Below are 16973 nucleotides of genomic sequence, written 5' to 3'. Positions count from 1 at the left end.
TTTTACGAACAGTTTGTATTGTTTTGAAAAGGTTCCTGACTGTTGCATGCTGCCTTTATGGCAATAAGCAAAGAACAACTAAGGCACCATACAGTACCTTAGTTGTCTATAGCTAAAGGATTACCCCATGCTGATACCGGAAGCAACAGTAGTCGTTGTTGTAGGTGTAGTAGGTGTTGTAGTTCCTCCACATCCTTTCACGCAGTTACCGCTGTTTGTAACAGTACATTTGTAACCATTAAATGAATTAGCACTGATACCACCGGCATTAGAAGTACTTAATGCATTTGAGAATCCTCCTTTTAGAACTTCTCCTTTTGTTTGAAGCACCTCGAATTGAGTAGCATCAAATTTTTTAAGTTGGTTTGATTTCATGTTAAAAAATTTAGTTGTTATAATTTATAGTTTCCTGTCTATTATTTCTCCGAACAGTCGGATAACTTGCAAGTAATTATTATGATTGTTTTTGTTTCCGTATAATCGTTATCAGTTTGTTCTGTTTTTTTCTTCTTCATTACTAACCTGGCGTTCCGCAACATTTACTTTTGAGCTTCCCCATTTGTATAGTAAACTGACTCTGCAGTACCGGGTATCGTAATATCCTTTATAATAAGCTTCTATACCGTTGCGGTTACTCTTATTATTAAAATCATAGGCTTTCAGCAGATTGTTCCCCACTATTGTCAGTTGCAGTTTTTTATCTAAAAAGGAGAAACGTGCCGATACATTAAGCTGCGTAATCCCGTAATTATAGACCAAGTCGCCGGATCTGTTCGGAAACTGGTACTGCAAATCGAATCCGGCCCGGATTGTTTTATCTTTATTTAAGATGAAATTATTGGAAGTCCCGATACTTCCTCCCAAACCTTCATTACTTCTTGGAGTAACCGGATAAATTTTTGAATCGGAATGCTGAAAATATCCGACCACCATATTCTGGCTTTCCAGCCAATGGAATTTTTTAAAGATGTAAACCTGCTGAAATCCGAAACTATAGCTATCGAAATAATTCAGTCTGGTTACCCTTTGTGTATAATCACTTTCGTTTAATAAAACCACCTGTCCCGAATTATCGGTATCTCTGGAAAAAAACAGGGTTGTTTGCAGCAGATCCCTGTAGCCGTAATTTGCCTCAATATTGTGGGAGAAAGAAGGCTGTAAATACGGATTTCCTTCCGAATAAGCATACGGACTGGAGTACCATTTAAACGGGTTCAGGGCATTAAATCCGGGTCTGTTTATCCTTTTGCTGTAGTTCAATGAGAAAGAATGCTGCTCATTCGGGGTATAGGTTATATAAGCCGTTGGAAAAAACTGTGTATATTCTTTTTTAACTTTCTCATTGAGTACGATCGAATAGCCTTCTGTCCGGGTGTTTTCCATTCGTAATCCCAACTGGGTTTCCCATTTATTATTGCCAAATTTTTTATTCCCGGAAGCATACAGTGCCTGAGTATTTTCTTTGTATTCGAACTGGTCACTTTGTGAGGTATCAAAAAGAGGGATGCTACCAGTTATATCAAAATAGGCGACATCGTTCCTTGTTTTGGAAAAAGACAGTTTTGTTCCGTAGCTCAGGTTCATCCATTGCAAAGGATGTTCTACATTAACCTGCCCGGAATAGTTATTAATCTTCTGATGAATCAGGTTATTGGCGGCTACCCTACCGTTTGGAACTTCGGCCTGTGCCGAATTATAAGTATCGGAATGAAATACGGCATCGTTATCGGCAATATAATTCAGATAGTCAAAATCGGCACTGATTTTTCTGCCCAAAGTATCCAGGTCAACATTGGTATGCCAATTCAGTGTATTCAGGTTCCGCTTTCTTAAATTCTTTCCTTTTGTTGTTATAACGCCATTTGGAATTCCGGGATTAGCATCGATGATATTTGTTTCGTTATCATCTTCAATATCCGGTTTGTTAAAGCTTCCGATATACTGTACCCCCATATTCCATTTTTTGGTAAACTGGTAGTCTACTCCCGCCCTGCCGTTCCACAAGTCACTTTCATATTTTGCTATGCCTTTGCTTTCCCATAATTTTGCCGGATAATATATGCTGCTTTCTTCTTTTCCGCGGTAACTGCCCTTTGTGTAATTCGTGCTTAAAACGAATGCCATTTTATCCTTGTTATAGTTAAAATTTCCGCCGGTACTTCCGGTACCGTAAGCCGCTTGTTTATAGGCACCAAAAACAGTGGCATTCCAGCTGTTATCCGGTGTTTTTTTTAGCTTGATATTAATCAGTCCGCTGTTGCCTTCTGCATCATATTTTGCCGGCGGAGTCGTTATCACCTCTACATTTTTGATGTTATCGGCCGGAATGGTTTTCAGAAAGTTTATCAGGTCGTCGCCCGACAACTGCATTATCCGGTCATTGATCATTACCGCCAAAGTACTTTTGCCAATTATACTGATCTGATCGTTCTGGACATTAATATTTGGGGTGACTTTCAAAACATCGATGGCATCCCCGCCGGCAGCCGACTGGGAATTTTCGACATTAAAGACCAGCCTGTCCACTTTTCTTTCGATCAGTTTGGTCTTACCCTGTACGATTATTTCCTGTAATTGCTGCATGCTTTCAATGTTTATAACTCCTAAATCGGTATCTTTATTTAAAACCAATTCCCTACTGTATATTATTTTTCCGAATTGTCTTATAGCCAGTGCATAATCCCCTTCCTGTACTTTAATATTGAATTTCCCGTTTACATCCGAAAATTCCACCGCAACTGCAACGGAATCATTTTTATACAATACGATTTCTGCCAATTCATACGGCTTACCGGTTTTATCAGCAAGCATCCCTGATACATTTAGTATCTGGGCAGATAAGATCATGGGTAGTAATAAGGCGATTATCAATATTATTTTATGGCACTTCATCTGTAACGTTCTATTTTACCTCCGTTGAAAACTTCACCGGAAACCGTCAATAAAAAACAATAAATACAAGAAAACAATTCAAACAAAAGACACAAAACCATATTTTAAACCTGATTTTTAACAAATAAAGTGTCAATTATTTAAATCTAAAATAATAAGTCCGCAGCAATAACGAAACATTCGTCTGCTACCTTTAACAAAGGAGGAAGTTTTTAAACCGGAAATGTTAAAATTGAGCCGGTTAAATGAATTTCTGGGAGTAGGCTTCTTTAATCAAACTGCCGTCTTCGGCAACATCAAAGGCCTTTTTCATCTGGATAATACGCTTCTGAATGGCACTGGTGGACAGGCAGATTACATTTTCCAGTTCTTTTATTTTAAAGCCTCTGGATAAGTACAGCAGGATCTGCCGGTTATAATCGTCTGCCAACAGGTCTTTTTTCCATAGTTCGCCAATACATTTCTTTACGGTCGGGCTCTGGTAATGGTTGTCATGGATTACTTCGTTAAGAATAACCGGAAGATTTTCCGGTGTGATATCATTTTTGATAACCAGGCCTTCCGGTCTGACCTTTTTGACAATATCATAGACAACAATAACCTCTGTATGAGCGGTGATCATGATAATCTTACAGTGTGGCAAATGGGTACGGATATACAATGCCAGTTCACTTCCGGAATAAATTGACTGTTCTTCATAAGCCGGTAAACTTTTATCAATAATGGCAATATCTACAGGATTATGCTTCGCGTTCTTTATAAGGTGGAACGCTTCCTCGCAGGTATAGGCTTTACTGATATTGAGCGTAAGGGACTGCGACAAACAAAAATTTTGAAGGGAGTAGATATAGCCATTTACGGTCATCGGGTGATCGTCCACAATAAGAATATTCATCACTTAATTATATTTAACATTTATGGTAGTTTTTAAACAACAATAAGAGCGATCTCTTTTTTAGCTTGCTTATTCATTCAAGCCGCTTATTATGTGTTTTTCCTATATCATTATCGACGACGACAACCGCTATACTGCCGAAATACAGGAAAATTTCAACTATTTTCCGAATTATATCTGTGCCGGTATATTCAATGACAGCCAAACAACATTACAGCATATTATTACGATTAAACCCCATTTGGTTTTTATTGAAATTCCAGAAAATCCTGACCAAAACAAAGCCCTGTTCGCTAGCATATCCGAATCTTTCCAATTCCTGGCAACGATGCCTTACTTTGTTGCCCTTTCCGGGACTTCTGCACATACATTAGCCGCTATTCAGTCCGGATTTTCCGATTATCTGTTACAGCCATTCCCCCTACAGGAGTTTGGCAAAATGCTCTTTAAGTTCGAAAAAAGAACTCCGGATCAGCTTTTCTCCAACATCTGTATAAAATCATACAGCGATTACCAGTTTGTTGATCTGAAAGATATTGTCTACTTAAAAGCCGATAACAATACCACAGACATCCAGATGTGCAATGGTAAAATCGTCAATGCCTATAAAACATTAAAGCATTTTGAAAGCAGTTTGCCTTTTTTCTTCCTGAGGATTCATAAAAGTTATATCGTCAATATTTTCCATGTTTCCAGAATCAATTTCGGCAAATCCAAATGCTTTTTAAACTATAACGAAACAATACCTTTTTCACTACATTACAAATACAACGTTGAAATTATTGTAAATAAAATGAATTTATAATAAACATACTATTAATAAATAAAAAATTACACCACGCAAATCAAATGCTTTCCTCACAAAATCCCCTGTTTCACTATATAGCGTCAAAACTCCGAGGATAACTCCTTGTTAACGCTTTAATTTGTTTTAGTGAAATCGATTAATCACACCTGCTATAGTAAATGGGGAAACCTTACCGTATACCGGTAACAGCATTCACTATAGCCCGGAACAGCACTATCCCTGCTTTTTCTACACAACGCTCATGGCTGCTCAACAGTATTAATGAGTATAAAACAATTGCATCCGGCTGGTTACTCAAAAACATGCCTGCCGGTTAACCTTTAAAACAAAACAAACATGAAAAAGCTATTACTACTCACCGGTTGTGTTATCACCGTTATCTGTTTTTCTTCCTGCTCAGACGATGGTCTGGAAGCTTTTGAAAAAAACACCGGTACCGATTCGAAAACGAATACTTCCCTTTTTTCTAAGGATGAAGGCAATACCACCCAGGCAAATTCATCGGCTACCGATAACGGAAATAAGGACAAAGACAAAGCGCAAGGCTGATTTTTTTAAGTTATAAAACCTGCAGATTATTACAATTTGTAGGTTTTATAGCTTATTTTTGAGTTACTAAAGCAGGCGTTTTGAGAAAAAAAATACACTTTATTCTATTTTTATCGTCATTATTGGTAATCGGCTGTACCCGTAAAAAAGAGGCTATTTCCAATAGTGCCAAAGTGATTGCCTTATTGAATACGGACGGCAGCAACTCTTTAAAGAACAAACAATATAATGCCCTGCTGACCTATCTGTCAAACCATGAAAACGACTCAGTGAACCGCAACCTGCAGTTTAATCTGGCTTCCAGATTTTACGCTATAGACGAACTGGAGTCTTTTTTAAAACTGTCCTTCCAGCTAAAAAAACTTGCAGCACAGCAATACGATTCCACACACCTCGCAAAATCACTTTATTATATAGGCGACTATTATGACGAAAAGTCCCAGCTGGACAGTGCCTATTACTATTATTCCAAATCGGAAAAAATATATGCCCGGATCAGAGATACTTTAAACTCCGGCAGAACGTCCCTTTATAAAGCAGGAATTCTCTATGATGCCGGAAATTTTACGGAAAGTGAAATTGAGATCGTCAATGCCCTGCGGTTGCTCTCCAAAACCAATAATATCCGGCTGAAATATGAAAGTTACAACCTGATGGCCCTGTCGCTAGAAGGATTAACCGACTATACAAAGGCTCTGGATTACTTTGGCCTGGCCATGGAAACGCTCAATAAACTGGAGCTAAAAGGTTACCCGAAAAACAGGCTTATTAAATCCCGGATAGCCCTTTATAACAATATGGCCGGTGTTTATGAAAAAACCGGCGAAACGGAAAAAGCAATTGACCTGTATGATATCGGTTTAAAAACCAAAGCCTTAAAAGAAGAATACCCTAAACTATATGCTATGCTGCTCAATAATTCCGCACATGCCAAAATGAAAAGCAACGGGTATAAAAATGTAAAGGAAGAACTGTTTGAATCGCTGAAAATAAGAGAAGATCTGGATATTAAACCCGGAATAGTGGCTTCAAAGATTACAATAGGAGAATATTTTTTAGCGCAGGAAGACACCCTGAAAGCCTTGCAGTACTTAAAAGAAAGTTATAAGCTTGCCACCGCTATACAAAGCAATTATGACGTGTTGACCACTTTAAAATTACTGATCAAAAACGACACTAAAAACAATGCTTACTATTCCAATAGATTTATAAAATTCAATGACAGTATTAAAAAATCGGAAAGGGAGATCAAAAACACCTTTGCCCGGATTGCTTATGAAACCAAACAGGTGGAAGAGGAAAACAGAATACTGTCCGACAAGAACACCAAGATTATCATTGGATCATGTGTGCTTTTTTTCTTCCTGGGTTCCTTATTGGTGATATACCGTTTAAAAATGAAAAATAAGGAATTGAATTATTTTCAGGAACAGCAAACGGCCAATGAAAAAATCTACCGGTTGTTCTTTGCGCAGCAGGCCGAAACGGAAAAAGCCCGTAAAGAAGAGCGGAACCGTATCGCTATGGAACTACATGACGGGATCATTAACAGCGTATTCACAACACGTTTTAACCTGATACAGTTACAAGCCGAGCCGGAAAGTAAAAAAACGGAGCTCATCCGGGAGCTGGAAAAAACGGAAACCGAAATCCGGAAAATATCCCACAATTTAATGGATGACCCGCTTATTGACGACCGGAATCTTCCCGAAATCCTTACCCGCTTGGTTAACGGGCAACAGAATAATTTCAATACAAAATTTGACACTATTATAGATAAATACATTGATTGGTCTTCCATTACCATCGAATGCAAGATTAATATTTACAGGATTGTACAGGAGGCGATACAAAATGTCAATAAATATGCCCGGGCAGAAAAATGTTTTGTCTCTGTACTGAAAACCGGCGACTATACCACTATACGAATATGGGACAACGGACAGGGATTTAACCCGCTGAAAATAAAGCTGGGGCTGGGCTTAAAAAATATAACCGAAAGAGTGAAAGCCATAAACGGAACCATCAATATTGTTTCAAAAATAAAAGAAGGAACAACTATTGAAATCCGGTTTTAACAACCGTTTTATTTCTGATACAGCAGGTAATTGGCATAAAACTCCGGAATATCACTGGCCATAATGCCTTCGGCAGTTTCTTCTACCGGATAGGCTAATTTGACCAGTTCTGCCGTTGTGGTCTGCTCGTCAATGTGCAGCAGCAAATAAGTTGCCTGTGATTCGCCTTCTTTGGAACGTCCCACAGAACCGCAATTCAGCACCAGCTTTTCCGGTTGTCCGTTTTCCAGCTGAATCTTGCGGATATAGGATAAATGGGTATGTCCCATGATTAGCACTGCTGCTTTTTCCTGCTGCATCATTTCATACAGGTCCGCTTCGCTGTGGTTTTCATAAATGTATTCTTCGTTGCTTCTGGTACTGCCATGTACCAGCAGTATGTCTTTTTCGACTCCTTGCTGAGTATAGGTGAGTCTTATTTTACGGGGCAGTTTCCCTAAAAACAGTTTGTTTTCCGGTGTAATCGTTTTGCGGGTATAATCAATAGCCTGAATTCTTGCCATGGTTTCCGCTTCACTGTGTTTACTGAGCGGGATAACATCATAATTAAAGGCAATGCGCTCGTCGTGATTTCCCATAATACAGGGAATGTGCGAATTTCTCAACAGCGCAATCACTTCATTTGTCCATGGTGCAAAATCAACCAGATCACCCAGGCAATATACCTGGTCCGGTTTCCGGCTTTCAATATCATTCATTACCGTTCGAAGTGCCGGCAGATTGCCGTGAACATCGCTAAAAACAGCTATCAGACTCATAGGATTCGGGGTATAATTCTATATACACAAATTTAAGCAATTACTATTGTTTGTCATGCGCCTTATCTTTTATTAATAGTAACACTGTTAATCTTCCCTTTTTTTAACAGCTAAAAAACGATACCGCAATTTTTTACATTAAAGGTGCTGCCAATCGTACCAGCCGCTCTTTAAACTTTTCCATTTTGGAGCGCCTGCGCCATTGGTAAGGATCGATTTTCTCGGCATCTTCCAGATCCTTTAAAAACTGTTCCCGCAGTACTCCAGAGAGTTCCGGATCGTAAATAATGGCATTGGCTTCAAAATTCAGATCAAAGCTTCTGAAATCCATATTGGCAGAGCCCACCATACTCAGCTGACTGTCGCAAACCATCGTTTTGGCATGTACAAATCCTTTTTGATAGCGGTACACTTCCACACCCGATTCCAGCAGTTCTTTATAGTAGGAACTGGAAGCCGCATTGACAATACGGGAGTCGGAAATTCCGGGAACCAGTACTTTGACATCCACACCGCTAAGGCTGGCAACTTTTATCGCATTCAGTATCGTTTCATCCGGAATAAAATAGGGCGAGGTTAAAAACACTTCTTTCCTGGAAATGGCGATACACTGCGCCATCGACAACATGATGGATGGTATTTTAGAATCGGCTCCGCTCACAACGGTCTGAACAATCTTATCCCCGAAATTTTCCCGGTTTAAACCCGCCGGAAAAAACGCTTCTTCCGGTTGTAAGGATTGTCCCGAAGCAAAATTCCAGTCGCTCAGGAAAGTATATTGCAGGTTGTAAACACCCGTTCCTTCAATCCGGATGCTCATATCCCGCCAGTAAAGATCATTTTCAAGACGTCTTTCGTTGCTGTATTTATCACTGATATTGATACCACCCACATAACCGATCCGGCCGTCAATAACCACAATTTTCCGGTGGTTCCGGTTATTGACCCGATTGGCCAGCAGTGAAAAAATGATCTTATAAAACGGATATACCTCTACACCGTTTGCCCGCAGGCGCCCGGCTAATTTTTTAATTCCGGAACTTCCGAAAGCATCATATACAAAACGGACATTTACACCTTCGGCCGCCTTTTGGATTAAAATGGCCGCAATCTCATTTCCGATAATATCATCTTCATAAATGTAATATTCCAGGTGGATGTTGTGTTTTGCCTGCTGCAAATCTTCTTTCAGCCGTGGAAATTTCTGTTCTCCGTTAATCAGCAGGTCAATCTTGTTATTGTCGGATACCAGGCTGTTTTCATTTTTCAGGATCATCCTGGCAACCCTGTCGAAATTGCCGAAAACCGTACTATTCTCATTCAGAATCTTTATGGAATTATCATTAATCGCCCGGATAACCTGATGAAGCAGGTTGTCATCCCTGATTATTTTTTTGGAATAGATCTCGCGTTTGCGGTAGTTAAATCCGAAAGAGAAATACACAAAAATTCCGGCTACCGGTAAAAAGGTCACCAATAACAGGTAGGCCGATGCTTTTGCCGGCGACTTGGTATTATAGATCACGATACAGCAAACGGCAAATACTATTAAATAGTAAATTGCCAGCAGCAGGCTACTCCAATGTGTCGTCCAGAAATCGATACTCATTTGAGATTCTCTAAAATTCACTATTAAATGTAGTTCCTTTTATTTAGAGCCACAAATTTTAACAGGAAAAACAGAATTGTTTATATTTGACAGGAGCTTTTCTTTCCTGATTAAAAAGAAGCCCTAAGCCGCTAGAATCCAATATAATGTCGTCCGTAAAAGTGTTTTGAAAGATCAATTAATTGAAAACGGCTACCGGATAATAACATTCGCCAGACTTTAAATTCCTGCTGTTATGAAAAAGGGATTCCATCTTAAAAAATTGCTGTTCCGCTTACTCAGTACGCTGCTGCTACTCGGAATCATAGGCTATACCGCTTATAAAGTCAGTCCCTGGCCGACAGCTTTGGTACTCCGTTATGCTTTTGATGCCGGAGCCGAAAAAAAGTCCGGAAACCTCGAAAAATATGTCCCTGCCGGTATTACCGCTTTATACAACCGGCAATATGATGCTGCGGACAGTGATGCCCGGCTGGATGTTTACTATCCGGCGGCAGCTTCGTCATCGGCCACCATTGTCTGGACACATGGCGGCGGATGGTTATCCGGGAATAAGGAACAGCTTGCCAATTACTGTAAGATTCTGGCTTCAAAAGGGTTTACGGTCGTTGCGATCGATTATGCCTTAGCTCCGGCTGCTCATTATCCCACACCGGTAAAACAGCTCAATACTGCTTTAGGCTACCTGCTTCAAAACAGCCGGCAGCTGCACATTACTCCCAACCGAATGGTACTCGCCGGTGATTCTGCCGGTGCACATATCACTGCCCAGCTGGCGGCAATCTGTACCTCACCGGCATATGCTGCGGGTATGGGAATAAAACCGGCTATCGCCCAAAAAGCTTTAACCGGCGTATTGTTGTATTGTGGTCCTTATGATCTTGGTAAAATTGATATAGAAACCGGGTTTAACGGACTGGCAAAATCGATTTTATGGGCCTACTGCGGTACTAAAGATTTTACTACCCATCCCGATTTTGCACTGGCCTCCGTGAACCGTTATGTAACCAAAGATTTCCCGGCGACATTTATTTCTGCCGGAAACGGCGACAGTCTGCTATTGCAGTCGCAGGTACTCGCCCAGCATCTTGGCCGGCTTGGCGTAACGGTAGACAGTCTGTTCTTTCCAAAAACTTACACACCGAAGCTGCCGCACGAATACCAGTTTGATCTGGACACGGAAGCCGGTAAGCTGGCATTGGAACGTACGGCGGCGTTTATTAACGAACAGCCCTGATCAGGCTTCCATCAGCCAGAAAGGGTTTTCTTTAAAAGCTTCATAATCCTGCAGCAAAGTGCGCTCCAGCTGTAATACAGCATCCGTTTTTAAAGTTATATCCATCTCTTTTATATAGTGCAGCAGGTTATAGCAGGTGGTGAACTGCCCGGTAGCAATAATACATTCTTTTCGTTTTTCTGCCTGATGTTTTTTATCAAACCATAAGGTAGTGCTCATGGTACGGGCTTTTTCGGCTACCGCTATCATTTTTGGAGAGGGATGCAGCGAATCACTGGATTTGGCTTCCGGTGGAAATTTGGCACTGCTCAGATCATAAATTGTATTCTGAATTACTTTGCTTCTGTATTTTTTATTGGAAAAAAGTCCTTCATAGTACATTCTCCGGATCTGTTTCAGGTAGACATCATTCGCCAGGATGAATACTGATTTTGCCCGTGACAATACCATTTGTTTCAGGATATCAAACCGCAGCCGGAAAAAGACACTTTTATATTTTCTAAAAACGGTGTTCCAGGAGCCGGAGCTTTCTTTTTCATCGGAAACGGCTTTTACCAGAAAGGAGAAGCCATATCCCAATACCACCACACTAAAAATTCCGGTTAAGGTTCCCACCACATAGTGCCAGGGCTTCCAGTCATCCAGAAACAGCAGCATGAGCGGTAAAACGGAACCAATCCCTAAAACCCAATACCCCAGTTTTTGCAGCGTGAAATCGTTATACCATCGGCGGGTATACACCGGTAAGGTATAGGCGTCCATTAAATAGCTGCTGACGTCGCAACTGATAAACAGGTCAAATTTTTTCTCTTTACTTCTCCGCTGGTCGGCTTTTAAAAAGGATCCGATTCCCTGGTTATCGGTAATACCGCCATCCATAATGCCAAACTGCTTTTTTTCAAAATTTTTATTCTTAAAAAAGTCGGCACTATTGTAGTCGTCAAGGGTATATTCGTTTTCTTTATAGGTGATGGCATCTTCCAGACTTGCTGTATCAATGCCGGCATAGGTAAAATCGTTCGGAAAAATCATCGGTTCAAATCCGGAAGGGAAACAGGACGAACAGGCTAATATATCGGCAAGCTTCATTTTATAAGCCACTTCCCTGCTCTTTGGTTTAAAATAAATATAGCGGTTCCCGATCTTCCCGTTCGAAAAACCTTCGGTCCGGTTTTGCGACTGAAAGCGAAACGGCAAACCGTTTGAAAATTCCGTTGCATTGATACAGATCTCTTCCAGATGTGTGGCCGGATCGGGATGCGAAAACAAGCCAAAAGTTCTTCCTTCCAGCAATTGATCATATACGAGGCTGAAAGCATTGATCAGGTTAACGCTTTTTTGCGGCCGGTCTTTCCATTGCGACCGGTCGCCCAAGGTTTTGACAGCTTCCCCCAAAAGGATATCCCCATCCAATTTTTCGGAAAGGAATTTGTAAAAGGCCTCAAACGGTTTTTTCTCAAACAGAAAAGCGCTGTACAGTAAATTTGTAATACTGCCGCCGGAAGTCGAAGAAATATAAGTCACATTGTGCAATAAGGGTTTTCCGTCAAACGGTACACGGTTCAGGTACGACAGACACCCTAAACTATAGGCTGCCGCTCTAAAGCCGCCACCTGAAAAAGCAAGCGCAATGTTTTTCATATTTTTATTTTAGCCTGCTAAAGTTACTCTTTAGCATAAAACGAACAAACTTTTTTTAGGGTTCCGAAAGAATAATAACTAAAAGGTTTCGCTTTTAAAATAAAAACACAAATTCTGATATCTGACAAACTATTTTAGCGTATTAAAACGTAATGCTGATTCTGTTATTATGCTTTTTAATTGTTGCCCAACGTCCATTTTATCGCTTTTTCTTTTGTTGCCCTGAAAATTGTTTTGTGTGTTTCTGTTGGTTCGTCTGCATAGTTCCATTTTATACCGGCAGGATTTTCACTTTTTAAAATATCCGACAATTCCTTTGTATAAGGGGCAATATCCGCGGCATCCGAACCGGCAAACCAAAATCTTTTTGCCGTTGGCGGGAACTTAGCCAAATGTTCTTTTGAAGTCCTTACCAAAGCATGATTGTTCCACCACAATGACGGGTCAAAGGCGATATAATAGTCAAACATTTCGGGTTTCAGGAAAAATGTCTCCACTACAAAAAGTCCTGATGCCGATTCTCCAAGTATTCCTTTTTTACCGGAAGTCCGATAGCGTTTGTCTATTTCCGGAAACAATTCATCATTTATAAAGGCTCTGAATTTTTCTGAACCGCCTACAACCGGGGCTATTTCTTTATCTTTTGCTACTTCGGTTGGCCCGGTCAGATCTCTTGCCCGCTGCGTATTTTCAATCCCTACCAGAATTACCGGCGGAATAGCCTTAGCTGCTACGAGTGCCGCAATGGTATTGGCTATATGCGGAAAATCTTCCTTTAAACCACCATCTGCCATATACATAACCGGCAATGAAATCGTATCGGTCTTATAGGTTGCCGGCGTCCAGACATTAATCGTTCTTGTTTCGCCAACTTGTTTAGAAGGCATCGTAAAACTATCGTGAGCCGGAACAGGATCCTGTTGTGAAACATTGCCACAACCTGTCAGTACAGTGCATATCAGCAAAATGCCATATAAATTTTTCATATTCATATTTTTATTGTTTATCGCGGTTTTTAATTTTACTATGCCTAAAAAAACTAATTGCCTGTGGCTTTTTCTTTCTCAGGTATTTTTTCCTTTCATAACAGAAAAAAAATATATTCGCTATTATTCCTGCAATACTAAGAAAAATCGCATAATATTCTTTTTTTTCATACTCCTTTTTTGAGAGCAGTACTTGTTTGTTTTTTAGGATGCTGCCTTTAAACCGGCTATAAAACAAATCTAAAGAAAAGCACTGAATATATCCTTTTGATTCCTGACTTGTTTTTACAAAATACAATTCAAACCGTTATTCTATTTTAAATTTTTTGTTTTTACAGTCTAAAATCAGTTTGTGGTTTATAAAAAGTTTATTCCCGGTCATTCCCTGCATTCCGGATCTTTTCATTAAAAAGTTCTGCATTGCCGATGTTCCTTCTATATAGGTCACTTCGGAAAGCTTCAGCTCCCGGTTCCCTATTTTTATTTTGAGAGCTGCTGGAGCGGATCTAACGGTTAGTATATTCCCCCAGGAATTGCCTTTTTCTGTCTTTATTTTTCCATTCGGCGTTTTATAGCTTTCCCATTCCTTTTTATTCGTAATCAGCTCATAGCCGCTGGTTCCCGAATCGTAAAGCAATTTCAGGCTTTCATTTCCGATTGTCGCCGGAAATATAATCCTGCGTTTTTTAAATTCCAGTCCGGTAAATTCACCATCCCGGATGTCTGTTGTGAAGGAACATAAACTGTTTTTAAAATCCAGTACAATTGTCCGTTTTTCCAACAAATCGGTTCCGATGGTTCCGATGATATTATCGGCATCCGGATGTTCAATATCAATCTTATTACCATAATCCAATACTGTAAAACGATCCGAAGCCACCTGCATGTTCCCAATGTTAAAACCTGTTGAAATTTCGTTCGGGTTCTTATGTCCTTGAAGCTGATTCCGGAATTTTGCCGGTAAAGATGCCAATGCTTTTTTATAAAACACCGTCGTTGGGGAACCCGAATCCAATTGCATATAAAATGTCTGGTCCATCCCGGCGAGCTGAACGGGTAACAGCACGGCGGCATAAGGATTCCCGTCGGCAGCAACCCACCGTATTGTCACGTTTTTTGTAAACCCGGAAACACTCAGGTAATTTTCAGGCGGTGCAAACTTTTTTTCAAAATAAAGATACCCTCCTGATAGGGATAATACGATAATGATAACGATAGCCAATGCTATTTTTCTGAATGTTTTCATGCTGCTATTTTTTTGCAAGATTCAGCATTACCATTCAGTTTTACGGTAAAAACATTACGACATCTTTATGACATCTTTATGACATCTTTATGACATCTTTTATAAAAAACTGTTTTTCAACCGGATACACAAATCACTTTTTTGATTCAGACTGATGCCGTTTTTGATGACTACCCATAGTTTCAGACAAAGAAATGCAATTAAAAAGAGGATAAACAACGGGAATTTTAGTCCTAATGCTTTTTGAACAAACGGACTTACGATCATCAGGACAGATGTAATCAGGCTCAGCAGGATCTGAATACTGACGATATTTTTTCCCAGTTCTTTATTTTTTGCGTCCTTTGTTTTGTAAGTTAAAATCAAAGGCAATATCACCCCGCCAAATGGCAGTACAAGACCCGATAAAGCCGAAAGGTTAATTAATTTTGCCCTGTCAATTCCAGTATTTTCATCGCTACCGGCAAGCAGCTTTTCGGGTTCGGTTTCCAATGATCGGGCAATCGCTTTTAAGGTAAACCCTTTGAGAGCATTCCCGGCTTCAATCCGCTGGATGGTTCGCAGGGAAAGCCCTGACTTTTCGGCAAGTTCATTTTGAGTCATATTTCTCTCTTCTCTCAAAATTTTAATCCTATTCTTCATTTTTTATAGAGATCGGTTTTTATAAACTTTCCGCTACTTGTAGTGTTGCTTAGCAAAACTAAATAAAATATTGAAAATCCACAGGTTTGTTAGTATGATTGAATTATGGTTTCCCGTAATTACACAGCGATTTATTTGCTTTTATTTGGCATTGCGTAATAATATTAATAGTACATAAAAACAAGTATCATGGAAACAATCCAAGCAATTAAACCCGGACCAAAAAGAAAAACAGAGGAAGGAAAGGATGATAAAAGACAGCGTGTTACACCGGACAACAAGCCAAAGCATCCTACTTTAAAACCTCATAAACATAAACCTAAAGATTAAAAGGTTTAAGTAGTCTGCTACGCAAAGTCGTGAAAACTTTGCGTAATTGCAATTAATTTTCTGATACTGCAGCAGTAACCCCACCGGTTTTATCCATTTCAAAACCCAGTATACCGGCCGATCTTAGAAATTCTTTATGCGGACGGGCGGTAAGCACCACTTCTTTAGTTGTAACGGGATGTGTAAAAACCAGTTTTTGAGCATGCAACAGCATCGTATTCATCTCAAATTTTTCAAGCCATATCTTGTTTTGCTTGTTACAGCCGTGAGGACGGTCGCCGATAATCGGGTGTAAAACATGCGCCAGGTGTTTGCGGATCTGGTGCATTCTTCCGGTTAACGGGGAAGCCTCTATAAAGGAATACCGGGAAGTATCGTGTTTTCCGGACGGAATGGGCAATACTGTTTGTGCCAGCGTTTTGATGGTAGTCTGTGCTTCCTGTAGCACACCGTTGTCTTTATATAACGGATAGTCGATGTGCAATTCCTCCGGAGTAAACCCTCTCACGATGGCCCAGTATTTTTTTTCAACGGTTTTTAAGGTTAACTGTTCCGTTAGACTTTTATTTACTTCCTTATCCAGTGCAAAAAGCAATATCCCGGATGTTTTACGGTCAATCCTGTGAACAGGATATACTTTTTTGCCGATCTGATCCCGCAGCAGCTGAATCGCAAATTCGGAAGCATCCCTTGCAATAGGAGACTGGTGCACCAAAAGCCCGTGCGGTTTGTTGATTGCTACTAAATAATCGTCCTGATAAATAATCTCTAACATAATCGTATAAAAAACCGTTCAAAAGTAAGCGTTTTTTTCAGAATGCCTCCCAAAAGCCATGATGAATTAAAATACAGCTAACCGTTCCATAATAGCTGTCCCACCCAATTATATGCCCGAATAACTCTAAAAAAATAAATTCTGATTTTTGTCGAATTCCGTAATTATACGTAACAATTTGTTAATTTTTATATTTAGATTTACCATTATAATTTTTAAAAAACAGCACAATGATTACAGGTACAGTAAAATTTTTCAATGAAGAAAAAGGGTATGGTTTCATCAAACACGATGATGAGAATAAAGAATGCTTTGTACACTCTACAGGGTTAATTGACCGTATTAAAGAAGATGACAAAGTATCCTTCACAGTCGAAACCGGTAAAAAAGGACCAACGGCAACTAATGTAAAACTAATTAACTAGATTTATAAAGGACACCAGTACAAAAAAAAACCTCATACAAGCGATGAGGTTTTTTTATTAGTATTGTCCCGTCCTGAAATAAGTTGACACAAAATCGACTTA

General features: G+C 39.8%; 17 protein-coding genes. 7 read left to right on the top strand and 10 right to left on the bottom strand.

What is annotated here, in order from left to right:
• Nucleotides 1-120: 120 nt before the first annotated feature.
• The 3 genes from HW120_RS09015 to HW120_RS09005 form a co-directional block, all read right to left on the bottom strand.
• On the bottom strand, nt 121-375 hold the full coding sequence (locus tag HW120_RS09015; protein ID WP_177733355.1) for a hypothetical protein: 255 nt from the start codon (nt 373-375) through the stop codon (nt 121-123).
• Between the two features lie 111 nt (nt 376-486).
• A complete protein-coding gene (locus tag HW120_RS09010) occupies nt 487-2811 on the bottom strand; it encodes an outer membrane beta-barrel family protein (protein ID WP_177733353.1) in 2325 nt (774 codons plus the stop codon).
• Nucleotides 2812-3133: 322 nt separating this feature from the next.
• Nucleotides 3134-3787 (bottom strand): response regulator, encoded by a 654-nt coding sequence (locus tag HW120_RS09005; RefSeq protein ID WP_177733351.1) that lies wholly within the window; start codon nt 3785-3787, stop codon nt 3134-3136.
• A 91-nt stretch (nt 3788-3878) separates the two neighbouring features.
• Here HW120_RS09005 and HW120_RS09000 point away from each other — a divergent pair, with 91 nt between their 5' ends.
• The 4 genes from HW120_RS09000 to HW120_RS08985 all read left to right on the top strand — a co-directional run bounded on the left by HW120_RS09000 (nt 3879) and on the right by HW120_RS08985 (nt 7222).
• Nucleotides 3879-4592, top strand: a complete 714-nt coding sequence (locus HW120_RS09000; RefSeq protein ID WP_177733348.1) for a LytR/AlgR family response regulator transcription factor — start codon at nt 3879-3881, stop codon at nt 4590-4592.
• A 161-nt stretch (nt 4593-4753) separates the two neighbouring features.
• Nucleotides 4754-4912: a hypothetical protein gene (locus HW120_RS08995; protein WP_177733346.1), complete on the top strand. Its 159-nt coding sequence runs from the start codon at nt 4754-4756 to the stop codon at nt 4910-4912.
• A gap of 19 nt (nt 4913-4931) precedes the next feature.
• Nucleotides 4932-5144, top strand: coding sequence for a hypothetical protein (locus tag HW120_RS08990; RefSeq protein ID WP_177733344.1), 213 nt, complete (start codon nt 4932-4934; stop codon nt 5142-5144).
• 80 nt (nt 5145-5224) lie between these two features.
• Entirely contained in the window at nt 5225-7222 is a 1998-nt protein-coding gene (locus HW120_RS08985) for a tetratricopeptide repeat-containing sensor histidine kinase (protein WP_177733342.1), read from the top strand.
• Between the two features lie 8 nt (nt 7223-7230).
• Here the strand turns inward: HW120_RS08985 and HW120_RS08980 are convergent, their stop codons facing one another.
• Nucleotides 7231-7980, bottom strand: a complete 750-nt coding sequence (locus HW120_RS08980; RefSeq protein WP_177733341.1) for a metallophosphoesterase family protein — start codon at nt 7978-7980, stop codon at nt 7231-7233.
• Between the two features lie 133 nt (nt 7981-8113).
• Nucleotides 8114-9610, bottom strand: coding sequence for a cardiolipin synthase (cls, locus tag HW120_RS08975; protein ID WP_246296968.1), 1497 nt, complete (start codon nt 9608-9610; stop codon nt 8114-8116).
• A 214-nt stretch (nt 9611-9824) separates the two neighbouring features.
• Between cls and HW120_RS08970 the strand changes: the two genes are divergently transcribed.
• Nucleotides 9825-10826, top strand: a complete 1002-nt coding sequence (locus HW120_RS08970) for an alpha/beta hydrolase (protein ID WP_177733339.1) — start codon at nt 9825-9827, stop codon at nt 10824-10826.
• On the opposite strand, the gene HW120_RS08965 is transcribed toward HW120_RS08970, so the two are convergent.
• The 4 genes from HW120_RS08965 to HW120_RS08950 form a co-directional block, all read right to left on the bottom strand.
• Nucleotides 10827-12467 (bottom strand): patatin-like phospholipase family protein, encoded by a 1641-nt coding sequence (locus HW120_RS08965; RefSeq protein ID WP_177733337.1) that lies wholly within the window; start codon nt 12465-12467, stop codon nt 10827-10829.
• A 176-nt stretch (nt 12468-12643) separates the two neighbouring features.
• Nucleotides 12644-13459: an alpha/beta hydrolase gene (locus tag HW120_RS08960; RefSeq protein ID WP_394353017.1), complete on the bottom strand. Its 816-nt coding sequence runs from the start codon at nt 13457-13459 to the stop codon at nt 12644-12646.
• 301 nt (nt 13460-13760) lie between these two features.
• On the bottom strand, nt 13761-14699 hold the full coding sequence (locus HW120_RS08955) for a hypothetical protein (protein WP_177733333.1): 939 nt from the start codon (nt 14697-14699) through the stop codon (nt 13761-13763).
• A gap of 99 nt (nt 14700-14798) precedes the next feature.
• Nucleotides 14799-15341: a helix-turn-helix domain-containing protein gene (locus HW120_RS08950; protein ID WP_177733331.1), complete on the bottom strand. Its 543-nt coding sequence runs from the start codon at nt 15339-15341 to the stop codon at nt 14799-14801.
• A 189-nt stretch (nt 15342-15530) separates the two neighbouring features.
• Here HW120_RS08950 and HW120_RS08945 point away from each other — a divergent pair, with 189 nt between their 5' ends.
• On the top strand, nt 15531-15671 hold the full coding sequence (locus HW120_RS08945) for a hypothetical protein (protein WP_177733329.1): 141 nt from the start codon (nt 15531-15533) through the stop codon (nt 15669-15671).
• 52 nt (nt 15672-15723) lie between these two features.
• Here HW120_RS08945 and HW120_RS08940 read toward each other — a convergent pair whose 3' ends face one another.
• Nucleotides 15724-16446 (bottom strand): pseudouridine synthase, encoded by a 723-nt coding sequence (locus HW120_RS08940; protein ID WP_177733328.1) that lies wholly within the window; start codon nt 16444-16446, stop codon nt 15724-15726.
• Between the two features lie 230 nt (nt 16447-16676).
• On the opposite strand from HW120_RS08940, the gene HW120_RS08935 reads away from it, so the two are divergent.
• Nucleotides 16677-16871 carry a cold-shock protein gene (locus tag HW120_RS08935; protein ID WP_177733326.1) on the top strand — a complete coding sequence of 65 codons (195 nt, stop codon included), beginning with the start codon at nt 16677-16679 and terminating at the stop codon, nt 16869-16871.
• Nucleotides 16872-16973 lie beyond the last annotated feature (102 nt).

This window comes from Flavobacterium inviolabile (assembly GCF_013389455.1).
Classification (GTDB): domain Bacteria; phylum Bacteroidota; class Bacteroidia; order Flavobacteriales; family Flavobacteriaceae; genus Flavobacterium; species Flavobacterium inviolabile.
Note: the sequence above shows the minus strand (reverse complement) of the source record. Positions and strands in the feature narration are given on the sequence as shown.